Annotated in this window: 17 protein-coding genes; 1 reads left to right on the top strand and 16 read right to left on the bottom strand. The window is 49.8% G+C overall.

Translation table 11 applies throughout. The annotated features are described in order from the left end of the window. The first annotated feature begins 1 nt into the window (after position 1). On the top strand, positions 2–766 hold the full coding sequence (locus FA92_RS06300; protein WP_081917107.1) for a DUF4145 domain-containing protein: 765 nt from the start codon (positions 2–4) through the stop codon (positions 764–766). A gap of 114 nt (positions 767–880) precedes the next feature. On the opposite strand, the gene FA92_RS06295 is transcribed toward FA92_RS06300, so the two are convergent. The 16 genes from FA92_RS06295 to FA92_RS06215 form a co-directional block, all read right to left on the bottom strand. Continuing rightward, positions 881–1,069 (bottom strand): DUF2767 family protein, encoded by a 189-nt coding sequence (locus FA92_RS06295; protein WP_033782747.1) that lies wholly within the window; start codon positions 1,067–1,069, stop codon positions 881–883. A gap of 364 nt (positions 1,070–1,433) precedes the next feature. Then, positions 1,434–1,739, bottom strand: a complete 306-nt coding sequence (locus FA92_RS06290; protein WP_051926473.1) for a hypothetical protein — start codon at positions 1,737–1,739, stop codon at positions 1,434–1,436. Further along, positions 1,740–4,172 carry a hypothetical protein gene (locus tag FA92_RS22315; protein WP_051926471.1) on the bottom strand — a complete coding sequence of 811 codons (2,433 nt, stop codon included), beginning with the start codon at positions 4,170–4,172 and terminating at the stop codon, positions 1,740–1,742. It lies immediately after the preceding gene. A gap of 153 nt (positions 4,173–4,325) precedes the next feature. Next, positions 4,326–4,679: a hypothetical protein gene (locus FA92_RS22310; RefSeq protein ID WP_051926469.1), complete on the bottom strand. Its 354-nt coding sequence runs from the start codon at positions 4,677–4,679 to the stop codon at positions 4,326–4,328. Positions 4,680–4,754: 75 nt separating this feature from the next. Beyond that, positions 4,755–7,238 carry a host specificity factor TipJ family phage tail protein gene (locus tag FA92_RS06275; RefSeq protein WP_033782746.1) on the bottom strand — a complete coding sequence of 828 codons (2,484 nt, stop codon included), beginning with the start codon at positions 7,236–7,238 and terminating at the stop codon, positions 4,755–4,757. Next, positions 7,198–7,617 (bottom strand): NlpC/P60 family protein, encoded by a 420-nt coding sequence (locus tag FA92_RS06270; RefSeq protein ID WP_033782744.1) that lies wholly within the window; start codon positions 7,615–7,617, stop codon positions 7,198–7,200. Before FA92_RS06270 ends, FA92_RS06275 begins: the two co-directional genes overlap by 41 nt. Further along, entirely contained in the window at positions 7,610–8,080 is a 471-nt protein-coding gene (locus tag FA92_RS06265) for a DUF1833 family protein (protein WP_033782742.1), read from the bottom strand. Before FA92_RS06265 ends, FA92_RS06270 begins: the two co-directional genes overlap by 8 nt. Further along, positions 8,080–8,577 carry a hypothetical protein gene (locus FA92_RS06260; protein WP_033782740.1) on the bottom strand — a complete coding sequence of 166 codons (498 nt, stop codon included), beginning with the start codon at positions 8,575–8,577 and terminating at the stop codon, positions 8,080–8,082. The genes FA92_RS06265 and FA92_RS06260 overlap by 1 nt, the downstream gene beginning before the upstream one ends. 89 nt (positions 8,578–8,666) lie before the next feature. Further along, positions 8,667–12,125 carry a tape measure protein gene (locus FA92_RS06255; protein WP_033782739.1) on the bottom strand — a complete coding sequence of 1,153 codons (3,459 nt, stop codon included), beginning with the start codon at positions 12,123–12,125 and terminating at the stop codon, positions 8,667–8,669. Between the two features lie 60 nt (positions 12,126–12,185). Then, complete coding sequence (locus FA92_RS06250; RefSeq protein WP_033782737.1) at positions 12,186–12,923, bottom strand: hypothetical protein; 738 nt, start codon at positions 12,921–12,923, stop codon at positions 12,186–12,188. A 90-nt stretch (positions 12,924–13,013) separates the two neighbouring features. After that, positions 13,014–13,700, bottom strand: a complete 687-nt coding sequence (locus tag FA92_RS06245) for a DUF6246 family protein (protein WP_033782735.1) — start codon at positions 13,698–13,700, stop codon at positions 13,014–13,016. 57 nt (positions 13,701–13,757) lie between these two features. Continuing rightward, positions 13,758–14,513 (bottom strand): Ig-like domain-containing protein, encoded by a 756-nt coding sequence (locus FA92_RS06240; RefSeq protein ID WP_033782733.1) that lies wholly within the window; start codon positions 14,511–14,513, stop codon positions 13,758–13,760. A gap of 59 nt (positions 14,514–14,572) precedes the next feature. Further along, positions 14,573–14,956, bottom strand: a complete 384-nt coding sequence (locus FA92_RS06235; protein WP_033782731.1) for a hypothetical protein — start codon at positions 14,954–14,956, stop codon at positions 14,573–14,575. After that, positions 14,953–15,321: a hypothetical protein gene (locus FA92_RS06230; RefSeq protein WP_033782729.1), complete on the bottom strand. Its 369-nt coding sequence runs from the start codon at positions 15,319–15,321 to the stop codon at positions 14,953–14,955. Before FA92_RS06230 ends, FA92_RS06235 begins: the two co-directional genes overlap by 4 nt. 1 nt (position 15,322) lies before the next feature. Continuing rightward, positions 15,323–15,673: a hypothetical protein gene (locus FA92_RS06225; protein WP_033782728.1), complete on the bottom strand. Its 351-nt coding sequence runs from the start codon at positions 15,671–15,673 to the stop codon at positions 15,323–15,325. Positions 15,674–15,839: 166 nt separating this feature from the next. After that, positions 15,840–16,241 (bottom strand): hypothetical protein, encoded by a 402-nt coding sequence (locus FA92_RS06215; protein ID WP_033782724.1) that lies wholly within the window; start codon positions 16,239–16,241, stop codon positions 15,840–15,842. Positions 16,242–16,253: the final 12 nt, after the last annotated feature.

The following is a 16,253-nucleotide window of genomic DNA, read 5'->3' as shown; positions in this document are numbered from 1 at the left end:
AATGACTAACATGGCAACGTTCCGTGCCGGATGTCCTGAATGCGAAGGAGAAAGAAACTGCATAATTATTGGAGAAACAGAGCGGAGCTGGGATAGTGGCGACCGACGAAATTCTATGCAATGGGGAACTCAATATCGCCTATTGCAATGTAAAGGATGTGATACGGTTTTCTATCATACTAAATCTTGGGACAGCGAAGACTTAGATTATGATTACGATGATGAGGGTAAAACTGTTATCTCTCAAAATTATAAATATGAAACTTATCCGAGGTCTCTTGAACATCGCCCTCAATGGATTGAAAATATAGCTGCCATTGATTACCAGCTATTTCTATTACTTAATGAAGTATATCAGGCCTATCATGATGAATCATATATTTTGGCTTCCATTGGTTTAAGAACAGCGTTTGAACGCACTTCTGAAGTTTTGAAAATATTACCCACCTTATCATTGGGTAAGAAAGTCGAAAAACTTGCAGAGGATGGTTATATTGGTGAAACGGAAAAAAGCCAGCTACTTATAGTCACTGATGCAGGAAATGCCGCCGCACATCGTGCTTGGTCGCCAACGAAAAGTGAGTTCAGTTCTTTATTAACAATTACAGAAGACTTTATTCGCCGATCCGTACTTCGTGATGACAGCATTATAAAAATCGCCGGAAAGATCCCCGCGAAACAAAAAAAACCTGTCAGAAATGACGCCAATGCAGTCAATGTCTTTTTAGGCGAAGTAGTTAAGCCACTTAAAGAAAGTGACTTATGAGCACTTTGCCGGTTGATCTAACTCGAAAAGTTAATATTACGCGGCGCAATGTTCAAATGATTCATATCCCTAGCTTGTTAAGATGGACTTAAAAAGTCCTGTCGCCGGGGCTTTTTATCCCTGCAGCAGGACTGAAAGTGCAATACTAGCCCCAAGATCATCACGACGCTCAGAGAGCACCATAATCATGTCAGCAATGGCATCATGCGTCACCTGCTGCTCTGTTGAGACTAAATGCCAGACGGCCTCACCCATAGCCCTGCATGCAGCGTCATAGGCCTGGGCCTCAAATTCATGTTCCATAGTGCCTCCTGTTATGTGGGAAGCGCCATAGTAAACATGCCCATCAGAAAATACATGACTAAGGCTCAGTCATGCGAGGCGGGTTCCATAAATTTTTATTAAACGTAAAAAACCCGGCGAAGGCCGGGTCTGGTGTTGGCAGATCAAAAGTAAATAAAATATCTTTTATATAGATTTAGCGTTTCTACTAAAATTATTAACCACGCTATTACACACCCTACTAATACTAACCTCCATACTGTTTTAATCTTCATGCAATTAGCTCCATCTAACCGCACTCAAATATAACCTCAGGTTCTCAACACTCCTAAGACATTGTACCGATCAATTTCGCCAGATTGATCGGTATGATTGATCAATCACGTTAAGCAGATGCACTGTTACTTACCGCGCTTTCCGCCTGCTTATCAAACCAAGCCTGGAGTGCATTTTCAGCCTGGTCCATTGGATTACCCTGCCCGCTATACTTAAACATGAACCGAAATCTTTCGGTTGAGTAAGTTTCACCTATTTGGACCCTGAAAACGCCGGTAGCTAAATTACCGTCAAAATTATCAATTCTTTCGATTGTGTAGGTCACATCTGTAGTGGCCAGCAGCCCCTCAACGCTAACACCAAAATTGTCATAACTTGTGGTCGTCTGTACCTGCTGTTGTACGGTAATACTCATTTATGCAGACCCTATGATATAAGTTGATGGATTTTGCTGTGGTCGCCAGTAGGTTCCGTCACTGTGTACGACCTGTGTTTTATAAACGACGTTATCTGCGCAGATAAACGCTCTGCATATACAAATTGACCACCAGCTACTGGCCGCCGCAGGAAGATCTTCGAAGTAATAGACAGGAAGTTTCCATGCACCTCCAGACATTAATGGGAGATTCTTTATCTTGTCGTTTACGCCCAGCTTGAGCACGTCAAGCTCCCCGACCGTATCAGCAGCAGAATAGAGATGGAGCAGATTGTTTTCGCCATCAGCGATTAGGCCAGCGCTTGTAGTACCCAGACTGCATGTTGATATAGCATCCTGTGTAGTCAGTGTGGAAATATCCGCTACTGTTGACATATCCCACTGTATGTAAGTGGGCGTGCCAGTATCCTTTCTCAAAAGGCCATTTGTTTCTGCAAAGAAACCAACACGAGAATAGGCCGGAATTTTCACGTAAATGTGAGTGTCACGATCATAGGGCTGTGTATAGACGACATCAAGAATGCCCCCGTTGCGGGGCGCATGCCATGATACGGTTGAACTTGCCGAACTCCTGTTCTGAACTGAAATGACTGCACTGCCATCTATCCCCGCCTCCGCTGATGCTGAGCTATAGCCTGCCCTGCCGATGACTCTGAGATTCATCGTTTGCGCTAATGTAGGCAGGAAAAAATGCCCCACATATACCCAAATGGGTGCAGCTGTTATATTAGAAAAATATTTCTGAGTTGCGTTGAAGTCGTAACGAATCGGAGAGTTTAGATATAGGCCGTGAGTATTCCATTCTCCATAGCCCTTTTCATAGGTGGATACTGATCGTGAAGTGTATTCTCCTGTGTCATAAGCGACTGTCATTTGCGTTTCAACATCAATTCCCTTTCCAGAAGGATTACTGAACAGGTAATTCATGAAGCGACTTTGTGACATATAAAGGGGATTGGTATTTGTCTCCAGCGAGAGGGAAAAAATATTCCACTGCCCCAGAGTCAGATTACCCGGATATGTGCAATGCTCAATCCATCCATTCCATATCAGTGACTGACCGCAGTTAGGTATAAATAATGCCCCCTGCTGGCTCTCCTCACACAGATGGTGCTGGATATTAAAATTCGTTAGTTCAACTGCTGTTGAGTGATTCCAGCCGCCCGACGTTGTCCCAGAGGCCAGAACCCTGAAAATATTGTCATATGTGTAGCTCGTATAAAACTGGTCAAATTTCGCATCCAGCGTGTCCATTAACTGGAATGTCCGCCCCCCAACATAGGATGCTCTAAAATTTGAGACGCGAATATACTGCCCTGCAGGACAGATATTTTTGAAAAAATGCCTGACCTTGCCGTCAATATCATATTGGGCATAAATTTCGAGGTTAATGATTTCCACGCGGCGGGACTGCACTGAAAATGCAACCGAGCCTGCGTCACCGATAAGAATCAGCTTTGTCGGGTTATTGTATCCATAAAACTGCCCCCCAGCCCCGGCCAGCCTGAACAGGCTGTGGTATGTGTTGCTAGTGTCCCATGATGATACAGCGAAATCGCCGCCAGGGAACTGGACACCAATAAGGCTGCAGTTATCGGTCTGCGATTGACTCCATGAGTCCATCATTTTGATAGCTTTAATGCAATCTGTTCTCCCATCCGGTATTGCACCAAAATGCTCGATATGCAGATCTTTGGGGTCACAATCGCGCTTCCAGCGCTTGCCCCCCTTGGTCACGATAATGTAGCCACCATCGTCTGCTGATGTGGTGTCTTTCTTCCAATAGACAAACGTGCCACCGCCGTGACCCGTGCCGATGGTGTATTCACGAACAACGATTCGCTGCCCATCCATTTCGGGCTCTGTAGACCGCAGCGTTATGATATCGGGACACTGACCTATCTGTTTTAGCCCATCGTTACCGGCCAGCTCCTGACGTAGCGCGGCATCTGCAACGCCCACCAGCTGGGCAGAGTCAATGGCCCAGCTGGTGGTATCATTGCCGGTAGTCGTCCAGGGAATTTCTGTTGCGCCAGTGAGTTTATAGAACTCCCCCTGATAACGAATAATCTGGTTGTACGAATTGATTGTGAGCGGACCATTCTCATAGTCGCCGACCACCTCATAGCCCGAGTTTTGAATGAAATAATTAAACTGATCGGATTGGCTGGTGATCTGGTCGGTGAACTTTTTATCCTGCCCGCTGAGCTGGGTTTTAAACCGGTCAGATTGGCTGCTGAGCTGGTTTTCAAAATCAGCCTCCATTCCGCGTATGGTTTTATGTTTGCCACCAAGGCGGTCTATATATTCGCCCGACGGTGATGTGACGAACTCATCGATTTTACCGGCGTTAAATTTCAGGTCGCGGGGCGATTCGCTGGGTACTGGATTGTTGGTTGGTTGGGTATCCATATTTTTCCATTAAAAAACCCGCCGTAGCGGGTTCGTTGTCAATTTTAAAATGTCTGTTATGACCAATTTTATATAGAAAATGTTTTTTAGATAATGTTTGGGCCACATCATGCTTTCATATACAAAAAAGCCCACCATTTGGTGGGCTTTTTTTTACGGAAGCTTCAGCGGTGCTTGATTTGATAACACGTGGTTATATGCTATCCCATCTTTGACCCAAATATTCAGCAACTTAATATCTGGTCGTGTTGCAGATTTAACGCCGGGACTTGCTGGGACTTCTTTTGAAGTTTCGTATTCATAAACCCATTTAACTTCATGGTCATTAATCACTTCTTTCTGGGATGGCTCTCCAAACATTGAAAGCAGCTGATTCTCAGTGGTTTTACCAGCAACAATCTCATTGACTTTCAACTCATCAAAATTCCTACCGTTTTCCACAGAGTTCTTATGCACGCAACCTGAAACCAACATCATGATAGATAAGGCAATTAACAAATTTTTCATTTTCAATTCCATTGATGGGTGGAAGTTAATACTAAAGGTAATCTTATAAAATTAAAAGTAAATTCAAGAGTAGTCTTAGGGATAAATTAAGTCGCTGTACTCTGCGAGGCTCAGAGCTGTAGTGCCATCACTGCTAGGTTGTTTTTCAGTGATTATCCAGCGCGTGGCGTCGAGTTCCTCAGTCGTGGCAATCACATATCTCGATGGGGATTGCACCTGATACCCGTCATAAATGTTCAGGTCGATAGCAGGGATGGCAGCAGTAAACCCATAATCAGTATCACTGCGCGGCGTAGCCAGATAGCGGGCGGTTGTGTTTCCCATGCTGTCGGTAATCATGACGAACATTAAGCCAGTGAATGTGATCCGCTCATTCGTTTCGAAATCGTTGCCCGAGCGATGAACGATATAGCCCGCCTGATGATTTGTGTCGTAGGTGTCCGGCACCTGGACCATATCCCCTACGTTGCACCACTCACCATCCGCGAGTGCTGTGATAGCCATGCTCATCCGCGAGTAAATGAGGCGGCGACACTCTTTCTGCGCGCGGTAGTCGGCCTGAAAATCATCGCGGACATACATCATCTCGAACTTTTTGGCCTTGGCTGGCGTTCCCAGCTCGATCTGATTGTTGCGAACACGGTAGCGGATGAACGCCTGTTTATTGGTAGATGGGTTGCGGTACTGCACCTCAACTCCGTCATACCCTCCTGGCAACGTCATTTCATAACTCAGCGAATAGCCCGCGTCCGTGGTATTGGAACGGTTAAACACGGTTGCTGGCGTACTCCGCCTCTTGTCCAGGGTGAAAGACAATATCCCGTCATCCCAGAACACAGTGACCCCGGCAGCATCACAAATTGTCTCCATCCTCTGTCCGAGGGAAACATCCTCATCGTCAAAGGTGTAGTCAAAATATGACAGACGCGGATCAATAGCGTCCAGCTCGGACTGAATCAAGTACAGCCCATGTATATCAATGATGTTCTCAGCCTGCCCGCCTACCACCAGCCAGTTATGCAGCGCAATATCTGAGAATTTACGGGATGCCCGCAGCCTGTAATCAACAGACTGTGTGGTCATGTTGTAGCTGATCACATGGCGATTGATCAGCGCGTTATATTTCCGGTCGCGGGCGCTGGTGGCATTTTTCGTCTGTCGCACCGTGACCCTGACCAGCGTATCGTTCGGGTAGCTCACGTTGTTACGGATATTGACGCCGTGGATAGCTTCGACTTTCAGTTTACTGTTGTCACCGCTGTTATCAGTCCTCTGAAAACTAACAGAGTAGCGCCCATACCCGCCGATGGGGGTAATTTTGTCAGTCCGGTAAAACGTCTCCGAGGTGGATCGGTGCGGGGTAGTCTGCCTGTAGGTGAACGTCTCAGAAGTGCCAGGAATCTGAGCGTTGTTTGCATCCACCTTCCAGATCGTCAGCTGCCAGTTAGTTTCTGATTTACCACCCAGCGCAGACTGTGTATGAATCCACAATTGCGATGATTCAACCGGCGAGAAAAACGGTCCTATCACGAGCGCCTGATTATCATTGAGAACAAATTTGGAGGTGTTGATAGTGGCCGTTGAAATGTATGAGACATTAGACCCCTCAATCTCACTCAACACGAAATTATAATAATAAACCGGCTCCGTCTCTGGCCCCTCTCTCGTCTCGTCTGCAGATATCAGGTTTCCAGAGAGAGTAAAATCCTGCGTTACGCTCCCCCTGGCTGTGGGGTACGTCGCGTTGATCGTAAACTCCACAGCATGGGGCAGAGCCAGCCCCATAAAGTAATCAAAAGTCGCCTCTTTGGCGATTTTCATCAGAATCTGTCCACCAGCATAGTTACCACTGATCACGCTGGTGGCTGATGCAGACTCAATCGGAAAATCGTCAGATTCGTTTTTACCCGGCACATCCTGACCATCCACATCATCAAACTGATAGCCCTCCTGGATAGTACCGATGATGTCGCCGGGGTTGTAGATGGTAAATGACGCCCCGGCCATCGAGCCCAGATTCGATTCAGAGAATCGCACGGAGCTGACCGTATACCGGCCCAGGCCAAAATTCATAAGCTCAGTCAGATATTTCAGGTTGCCCGAGTACTCAAAAAGAGACTCCTGAATGAGGTCAGGAAACGCCCGGATGAGTCCAAAATTGTCAGGTTTGGCTTCGCCGTTGCGCGCCAGGTTTGTCTGCCCCTTGAGGCTGTTATTTGAGGAGGTTTTCGTCTGACCAGTATTACCAACACCAGGCATTTTTATCAGACTGGCCAACACCTTTTTAGTAAATTTGATGGGGTTGAAGTGTTCGAAGGGGTTTAAAAGTGTTTTGGCGAGGCCGCCTGAACGCGGCTGATCAAAAATAATAATCTGGTCGTTTTCCTCCAGTGCAAAACCAATCTCATCATCGTCTCTCAGCTCAACCCCATTCCGGTTTATCCGTACATCCCGGTGAAGCTGCTGCTGTTCCAGCCACTCACTGAAAAGCTGCCCGGCCTCTACATTGACGCGTTCTTTAGGCAGCCCCGGTACGCGCTGAATCTGAATGACCGGCATAAGTTTTAAACTCCACTCTGGTAAAAAGTTTTTTTATGGTGCGGATGCTGTCGGCCCTGACATGTCCGCACTCGCCCCGGCTATGCAGTGCCATACCATTAAACGTGAGACCGACATGAACGGGCTGAGCGCCGTAGTAGGCAATGAATATGCCGCCATCCTGGAAAATCTCCGTGTCATCCCAGAAAATCACCTCCTCCTCAAAACAGGTCATAAAGTCGCGCCCTGATTTGTAGTCCTGAGAGTGATGAATCTCGATACCCAGCACATGCCGGTAGTACAGAACCACCAGCCCCCAGCAGTCCATAGCCTCAAATGTGCAGGCACGATCTGCCCACGGCACACCTGTGACCTTCTCAATGAATTCTGATTTACGCATTCTGAAGTCCTGGAAATTCTTCTGGGGTGTAGAGCTGGGCGATGTTGTTGTTCAGTGGGTTTTTTAGCGTCAGGCTGACAGTAACGTCTGAGGCGTCCATGCTCACGTCGCTCACGTACAGCGTCCAGGGCTTCAGCGGCGTGTTCATGTCGGAGGCATCAAACCGCGTGTAGGTTGCTGAGATGGGTGTGATCCGGCCTGTACCACGCCATAATTTGAGCTGCTGCTTAAAATCCTGAGCCATGCGAGCAAATTTAAGCGTGCTGTTGATTACCGGTGTGCTGCTTTGCTGACTCTCAGTAATCTCCATCCTGCAGGGCGTATAAACCACACCTGCAAATGTTTTGGGGAATATCTGTTTATCCACCAGCCGGAGGTAGCCAAACGCCGGGTTATAAAAGGTTATGGTGTCGTAGAGAATCCTGTTAGGGCGGCGGCTTTTGAACTCACGAAACGTCGGCATTATTCCACCTTTGGTAGTGACTCTTTATCCCGGCCATCGGGATAGCCAGTAACGATAATGTCCAGCCAGCTCGCCCATGGCGGCGGAAACTCGATCAGATAGTCATCGAACTCGTCATCAGAGTTTTTCAGCTCTCTGGCAACCACGTTTCCGGTCCAGGTGAATGTTGATCCTTTCTGGTTCCATGTCGGAAAAGCTGTGAAATGCAGCTCCTGAACCTCAGTACCTGTATCCCCCGTACCGGTCGAAACGCGCATGTTGAACCACTGATTACAGTTATCCAGATAATTAGGGCTGCGTAACCACTGAGTGAACGCTCTGTGCTGAGCTGCGGTGAATATCCATGTCAGGTTGAAAGACGTTTTCAGATCGTCAGTTAATTTCTGGAAAATGGGCGCACCAACCTGTGGCTGGTCAGTGCGAAACCCTGTATCGCTGGTGGGGTTTTTACTGGATTTCTGAGCCAGTGGAAGCCACTCGGGATAATCAATTGCCATATCATTCCTCAGCAAACAAAAAACCCGCCGTAGCGGATCTGTTAAACAATCTTATGGGTGCTTGTGGGTAGTTGATGAGTCTGTGACCGTTATTCCCTCGCCCTCCTCTGCGTTTGCAGATTACTGGTAATTGAGGCACTCATTGGCCCGCCCTGGTCCATATCCATGATGAACGCCTGAACGGTTAGCGTGTTACCGCTCTGTGTTGCCTGTGCGTCATAGGTATGCGAGCCAGAGGTGTAATCATTGAACTCAATAGAGACCTGAATTTGCCCGCTGCTGCCAGAGTTGATGTCCTTATTGCTGATCACCTTGCCATTATCACCGGGGATCATGTACTGCTTGCCACTGCTGGCCTGATAGATTTCCGGCATGCCGCCTTCGCCTACCTGATACATAGAGCCCGCTGACACCGGCCCGCCATTTTTGCGCTTTCCTGACAATGCAGTGATCAGCCCGAATGACGCCAGAAGCGCCGCGCCACCTACTACAGCCGCTGCACCAAATGAACCGATAGAAGCGACCAGAGCGGCGGGCAACCATGCAGCCAGCGTTGTACCCGCTGCTGCCGTGCTCGCTGCTGTCGTGGTTGCCGTCCCGGCTACGGATGCTGCCGTTGTGGTTGTGATGGCTGTTGTTTGAGCTGCGGCCCCCATTACTGAAGATCGGACCCATTCAGCGCCCATTTGAACGAAGGAATTGATCAGCGTATTCAGGGCATTGCTGGCAAGAGAGGACACCGCCTCCCCGGCTGTCATGCTCCCCGTAATCATCCCTGTGAATGCGTTAGATGCACTCCCGGCAATAGAATCAAACGAAGCAGCCAGGGCTTCATTACCTGCGCTCTGATTGCGCCATAACTGCCACATAGCTGCTGTACGCTGTTGCTCGTACTCCGTATTGGCCGCCTTGCGTAGTGCAAGCCCCTGCTGCTCGGTGATGGTTTTATTGGCCTCAAACTGCTGAATTAATGCCAGTTTCTGGGCGTTATCGTTTGCCAGTTGCTGAACCGGATCAACTGTACCGGCAGCAGACTGCTGTGGCGTAACTACCTGGTCAGCGCGAATTTTAGCGAGGTTAACCTGATGCTCCTGCTCAAGCCGTTCTGAGTAGGCATTGAATTGCGCCTGACTGATTTTTTTTGCCGCCAGTGCAGCATTCAGATCGCTAACATCCTGCTTATAGCTGGCATTCTCTTTAGTCTCGGGCAGGAGTTTTTCGGCTGCTGCCTGAGCGCGGATGGCGTTGCTGGCGTCCCATTTGGCGGCGGCATACTCGCCGGCCTGTTTGATATCTGCCTGAGTGGCAGCGCTGCCAAGGGACTGCTGAGCAGCCAGAATCGCCTGTTCTCGGCTGAGTTGGCGGGTTGAATCAGCCACCAGCTCTGATTGTTGCTTCAGGTTAGCCAGCTTGCTTGCAACGCTCTCGGCTTGGGTCTCTGCTTTCTTACCTGCTGACACCCCATCGCGGGTTTCTTTATTGCGGGCCTTCTCCGCGAGCTGCAGGTCGTACTGAGCACCAGCCAACTGGCCTGCAGCGTTGATCTGATTCTGGTTCCCTCCCCTTTCAGTCGCCTCCATCCTCGCCTTAGTGACCGCACGAAGACGCTTATCGGTGATGGCCAGAAGTGCATTTTCATCCTCTAACGCTTTGTTATAGGCGTCAGCTTTTTCACTGCGGGGTACCTGCAGGCTGGTGGCGTTGAATTTTTCCTTTGCCCGGCTGGCGATATCAATAGCTGTTCCGAGCTGCCTCATCAGGCCAGATGTTAAACTGGCCTCATGTCCGTCACGTTTCAGCAGGTCAATGCCCTGTACAAACGTCCCGTTCATCTGGGCGCGCAGCATGCCTGTTTTGCTGACCGTCTGACTCAGTTTGGTCTGTGCAGTTTCATTGGCGGCGAGTAGTTGAGTGTGCTCACTCTGGGCGTCTGTTAGCTCTGAGAGGGTCATCCTGTATAAAAGACTGCCCTCCTGCAAATAGCTCAGAGTGCGGCGCAGACGGGCCTGCTGCAGCTCATTAGCCTCCAATGTCGCCTGGTTGTCCTCGATTGCATCAGCCTGGGCTTTTATGGACCGGGTGGCATTATCAATCTGAGCGGCGAGCTGTACCTGACTCATGTTTTTCATTTTGGCAATGACGCCATCCAGCTTGTCAGCAAAATCGATGCTTTCCTGTCGGGCCTGCTGCATTTTCTGATAGAAGTAGAAAATCCCGGCAGCCGCTATCATTGCCACGCCAGCGGGACCACCAATCAGGGCAAGCGCTCCTTTTGCAAGCCCGCCAATGGTCGTGGTTGCCGCTGCGGCAGCAGCCGCTGCCGTTCTGGTGGCAGCCGCCTCGGCTATCTGAGCCTCTGCATAGGTGGCAGAACGCTGGATGGCCACAGATTTAATGGCGATGAGGTTTTCAAGTGCGAACGCCTCCGCCGCCGATCCTCTGGCGACGTTGTACTCAGCCTGAGCCAGGGCAAGATTCGATAATGCCTGCTCCTTATCGAGGCTTGCTTTCAGCGCAGTCACGCGAGCAGCGTTAGCGGTAGCCGCAGTGGATTGAGCGGTGGCGGTGGCCTGCGCTTTTGCCGCAAGTGCGTCATCGATGCGCGCTTTCGTTGCCAGCGCCAGTGCGCCGGTAAAGCGCGCACCAAATATCACAGCGGCTACACCAATCGCATTAGCGACCAGATCAAGATTCTGGCTGAGTGAAATCACCGCATCGTTAAACACACGAATAGATGTGGAGACGGTAGTGCTTTCACCGACAAATTTGGTGATGTTATTGCTGGCTACAGTGAACGCCTGGCCCATTGTCAGTGCTGTATTGGCAAACTCTTTAGCAATCGCATCACTTTGCTTAAGCAGTCCATTCACAACAACTTCGGTGGTCAGCTTACCTTCTGCCGCCATGTTGCGGAGCTGGCCTATAGTTACGCCAAGAGAATCAGCCAGCGCCATGGCAAGGCGGCTACCGTTCTCAGAGATGGAGTTGAACTCCTCCCCGCGCAGAACGCCTGACGCCAGCGCCTGAGACAGTTGCGTCATGGTGGAACTGGCCTCCTCCGTGGTTGCGCCAGAAACCGCTAGGCCTTTGTTTATCGTCGAGGTGAGCGTGATCAGGTCTTTGGTACTCGTCCCCGCGCTGCGTGTTGAGCGTTCAAGCCGACCATAGAGTGTTGATGTAGCCTCCAGTTCGGAACGTGTATCCTGCGAAATATCGAATACGCGCTGAGTAACATCGGCCAGGGATTCACTGGCACGGACGGAGTTAACCAGTTTGTTATTAACCGTCACCCACTCATTGCCGTACTGCGCAATCTGCTGCACCGAAATAGCCGCCATTACACTACTGGCTACGGCGCTCAGGCGTGACATAGTGCGTTGCAACGTTGCTACTGAGCGCTCTGCACGGGTCACCGACGTATCAAGACGTCCAACAGTCCCGCTCATGTCACTGAGGGCGGCATCTACTTCGCGGCGGGCCGCCAGCAGGCGGGCGGTATCCATGTCCACCTCGTAGATGATGCTGCCAGCATTTACTGAACCTGCCATTCACTATTCTCCAGGCATAAAAAAACCCCGCCTGAGCGAGGTTGTGTGTTTTTCGTTTGTTCAAACATGATTATCAAAGATAAGATCTAAGACTTTTTTCGCCTGTTCAAAATATTTTGTATCCAGTTTTTCATCCACTGGTGTCTCGTAAGGCCATTTTGTGTATCGCGTAGACAATGTGGTTTGATTATTTATTGACTCGATTATTTTTAACGAGTCAGCAGAAGAAAAAACGCCATCCTTGCCAGAGGAAATTGGTTTATCCTTTCCGAGCCTAATATAAGCAACTGTCTGAGGGAAATGATCACTTCCTACTAGCAAGTAGTAGCCTGTTTTATTTTTGAACATATAAAAACTTTTATGGCTTACGTAGCACGTCACTTCATCTGTCATTGTGTCGCTTTTACAAGCGCTGTTCCAGGCGCTATTGTCACTGTAATCCTTACCTATGGTGCCAGATGCATCAGAGTGATAAATGTGGACGTTTACTCCGTCAATTTTGAATTCTTCTAGAACCTGTAATACTGGTTTTTTAATGTCATCGGTCTTAGCCCATAGATCACAAGTAATCTTACTGTCAGGGTTCAATCTTTTTTCTCTAAAAGAAGATTCGGTAATCTCTAACTCATCACGACCTGTTGATGAGTAAGTGCTATCCTCGTAGGAATCACAACCTATAGCTTTAACCTCAGAAATCCCTTGCAGCCACTTTATATCCTTTAGCTTCATTTTTTCACTGGCAGACGTTATTGAAGGCAAAAGCAATACGCATAAACATAACGAAAAAAATTTATTCATGTCCCTATCTCCACATGTAAGTGTGGCAACAATCCTAAATCCTGCCTCAGCCGTTGGAAAGCAATAGCCATACTAAATCATGCTTATTTGCTATTGTGATGTTCTGGCAGCTTTAGCGCGCCGCTTCTCGCGACGAGCAAAATAATCATCTGCTGCATGGTCGTACTCCTCTTTGGTATACCCTTTCTGAGCGGGGTATTTAGCGGCCAGCATCAGCTGAAACTCTGTCATCGTCAGCTGCTGCGCCTCGTCCCGGCTGATGCCAAAATGGGTACGGGCGGCGCTGATATACTCAAACGCATTAAATTCATTTGTGGCTGTGCCGCTCTCATTCCGTTGCAACTGGCGCACTTTGGCTTTTCCAATGATGCCGTGCGTGATAAGCGATTGGGCGATCAGGACCATATCGCAATCATCCATCAACCCCTTGCGACGCTTGAATGTCTTGCCTTTAGATTTAGCCGGTCGGAGCTCGCCAATCAGTGGGGTCAAATCATCACTGCTGCATGCCTCCAGCACGGTTATTGCAGCCACCAGCGCGTGTTTGCCGTAGGTGCTGGTGCGAATGTGATCAATCAACCACAATGGGATGCGTCCATATGCAGCCAGCGCACGCTCTGTCAGTGGGGTGATTTCGTCGCTGTGCAGGTCCGCGAATACCTGAACGATTTCCTGTGGCTCACCAATACGCATCATGTTGATGAACGAGGGGCGAAACAGATAATCGGCGTCCGGCGTGCTAATCAGGCACTCGCCGATCTCTTTCATTGGGACCATGGCTTTTCTCCTCAGTAATCATTGTGTGGGCCTCACAGGAGACCCAGGGAATGATCACTACGCGGTCACGGTTACAGCGAAAACGGCTGTAAATGATCCATCGGTAGTGGTTACGGTGATGTTTGCAGTGCCTGCCGTCGCTCCAGATGGAGCGCTGACCGTCACGGTGTTGCCTTTGATGGTTGCAGTAGCGCGCGCTGGTACAGATGAGGCAACGGTAAACGTTGTATCTGACGCATCAGCTGGCGCAACGTTTACGGTGAAGCTGGAGGATGCCCCTGCGGCAATGCTGGCGCTGGTGGGTGTGACCGTTACGCCGGTCACGGCCTCGTCTTCGCCATCTGGCTCAATTTCGAAGGTCGTGCCTTCATTAAGCTTCAGCTCAAGACTGTAAGTAACAATCTCTTTAACACTACCGCCGTCACTGAGACCAGATGCCACCATGTAACCGATGTGATAGTAGTTACCCCAATGGAAACGCATCCAGACCGTTGGATTGCGGCGCGCTTTAACTTCATCAACGAAATATTTGGTGAATTGCTGAATGCCAAACTCATCAGAACGATCGTTAACGCGGACCTCACCCTCAATAGAGTAGGTTGGGTCCAGGCTGGCAATCATGGTTGACGTGAACCCGCCATCATCTGCGTCTGACGTCAGTGATTCGGGGCTCATATCCCATGTTGCCGATGTCGGTAGCCCAAGTAATTTCCACTCTGCCTCACCCGGACGAGCATCCGGGCAACCGTAGGCCAGTTCCAGCGTTTTGGCGCGGCCAATCAGGCGGTCAAACGTGCTTTTGCAACCCTTCATATAATTCCTCATTTCATAAAAAAAGGCCGCCTGAGCGACCTGTGATTTCAAAAAGTTTTTTATTCGCCGTAGAGGCAGGAAAACATCAGGCGGTAAACCAGACGTCCCTCAGTAGTGGGGATTGGCGCAGGTATTCCGCCCATATTGGTTATCTGCCCCAGGCAGGGATTGCCTGTCGGGTTGGATTTAACGTGCTCGATAATGTCCTGCACGGCGGCGTCTACCCGGCCATTCCCCCCTTTAGCGCCAACCACATCGACCATCACATAATATTCAGCGCTGATCACAGCATCGACTGGCGTGCCACCAGCCGGACGGAAAACCATAAATGCCTCGCCCTGATTGCCGGTGTCATTCCACATCAGCAGCTGTGTGGTAAACCCTATGGTTAGCCCCGCATCAACAAAATGGTTGCGCACGCGGGTGTGCATTGGGGGGGTCACAACGACATTTCCTTTTGCACGACGCGATCAATAACGTCGCGACTTTCCTCAAACCCTTTGGTCAGGAACTTTTTCTCTGCCGTAGAGCGTCGGAATTGCTGCCGGATTGCCGGATCGTGAACATAGGCCGCATAGCTGGCCGTGTAGCCCACGCGACCGGTAATGCGGGTGCCATTGACCACAATTTCACGGAACTGGCTGTTCAGCAGGTATGAGGTGTCGATTGGCGTATAGATGGATGCCTGCGCTGCCCCAACAATCATTGCGCCGGTCAGCGCCCGAACTATGCGCCGATCCTGAATGTTATCGACAATGCTATTAACGTTGCGCCTGACCTCCTTAATCCCCCTGACTTTAACGCCCACATTAACCTCCTGTAATAATCGCCCAATCATCGACAAGGCGATCAAACGTGTCCTCAAAGCGGACCGACTGCATTATCTGGTCAGCGCCAGCTTTCAACGGGTCCGGCTCAGCAGAGATGCCAATCAGGATGTAATCGCCTGTATCGGCGTCAGCAAACTCAGTCCAGATTGTGTTTTTAACTACCAGCTCCGAACCGAGATTACCAATCCGCTTACTCAACCCACCCTGATAGCCGCAGTCGATGACTACAGGCTCAGCAAATCCCAGCGGGTCGCCATATTCATCCTGCCCCGCTAACCGCTTCCAGAACGTCGCCTTGCCGGTGTATGACCATCGGGCAATCTCAGACATGGTTATTCCCTCCAGCTCATTACAACGGGTTTTAGTGCAGCTATGCGCGGGCAGTTAATCCGCCAGTCGCCCGCCTCGTTAACGTAGCCCGTTGTCTGAACACCGCTATCCGTTTTAACCCATACGCGCCGGAACGGTTTGGGTGGTTGCGCCGCAGGCTGCCAGTTCATCGAGTGCCACCTGACATGCACCCGCTTTTACCAATCCAGATACCTGCAAATGCCTGTTGTGTCGGATCGGCGGGGATCAAATCCGTGGCACAACCGTTTTTGTCCAGCCCCTGCAAAAGCGCCAGAGCGCCTTTCCAGCGGTCAGAGAACGACTGATAGCGGAATGACCGTGACGCGCCGGAAGGCGCTGACTGCGAGCTGATGTATTTGTCTCCCTGACCCAGCCCCATTAGCCCTAACAGATACATCTGGATTAGCAGTGCGGTCGCTGGTGGATAGTTGGCATCCAGACACGCCTGAATACTGTTTGCCTGCTCCACCAGCGCCTCCAGGATAAAATCAGGTAACGTAATGCCTAGGTTGGTTAGATACTCTTTTGCCTGTGCCGTAGTAATCATGCGCACCTCTGC

Origin of the sequence: Pantoea sp. 9140, from assembly GCF_000745295.1 — a bacterium.
GTDB lineage: Bacteria > Pseudomonadota > Gammaproteobacteria > Enterobacterales > Enterobacteriaceae > Pantoea > Pantoea vagans.
This window is presented reverse-complemented; position numbering and strand designations above follow the sequence as displayed.

Coding starts and splice junctions, on each gene's coding strand:
- FA92_RS06300 (WP_081917107.1), top strand. CDS start 2: ATGACTAACATGGCAACGTTCCGTGCCGGATGTCCTGAATGCGAAGGA.
- FA92_RS06295 (WP_033782747.1), bottom strand. CDS start 1,069: ATGGAACATGAATTTGAGGCCCAGGCCTATGACGCTGCATGCAGGGCT.
- FA92_RS06290 (WP_051926473.1), bottom strand. CDS start 1,739: ATGAGTATTACCGTACAACAGCAGGTACAGACGACCACAAGTTATGAC.
- FA92_RS22315 (WP_051926471.1), bottom strand. CDS start 4,172: ATGGATACCCAACCAACCAACAATCCAGTACCCAGCGAATCGCCCCGC.
- FA92_RS22310 (WP_051926469.1), bottom strand. CDS start 4,679: ATGAAAAATTTGTTAATTGCCTTATCTATCATGATGTTGGTTTCAGGT.
- FA92_RS06275 (WP_033782746.1), bottom strand. CDS start 7,238: ATGCCGGTCATTCAGATTCAGCGCGTACCGGGGCTGCCTAAAGAACGC.
- FA92_RS06270 (WP_033782744.1), bottom strand. CDS start 7,617: ATGCGTAAATCAGAATTCATTGAGAAGGTCACAGGTGTGCCGTGGGCA.
- FA92_RS06265 (WP_033782742.1), bottom strand. CDS start 8,080: ATGCCGACGTTTCGTGAGTTCAAAAGCCGCCGCCCTAACAGGATTCTC.
- FA92_RS06260 (WP_033782740.1), bottom strand. CDS start 8,577: ATGGCAATTGATTATCCCGAGTGGCTTCCACTGGCTCAGAAATCCAGT.
- FA92_RS06255 (WP_033782739.1), bottom strand. CDS start 12,125: ATGGCAGGTTCAGTAAATGCTGGCAGCATCATCTACGAGGTGGACATG.
- FA92_RS06250 (WP_033782737.1), bottom strand. CDS start 12,923: ATGAATAAATTTTTTTCGTTATGTTTATGCGTATTGCTTTTGCCTTCA.
- FA92_RS06245 (WP_033782735.1), bottom strand. CDS start 13,700: ATGGTCCCAATGAAAGAGATCGGCGAGTGCCTGATTAGCACGCCGGAC.
- FA92_RS06240 (WP_033782733.1), bottom strand. CDS start 14,513: ATGAAGGGTTGCAAAAGCACGTTTGACCGCCTGATTGGCCGCGCCAAA.
- FA92_RS06225 (WP_033782728.1), bottom strand. CDS start 15,673: ATGTCTGAGATTGCCCGATGGTCATACACCGGCAAGGCGACGTTCTGG.
- FA92_RS06215 (WP_033782724.1), bottom strand. CDS start 16,241: ATGATTACTACGGCACAGGCAAAAGAGTATCTAACCAACCTAGGCATT.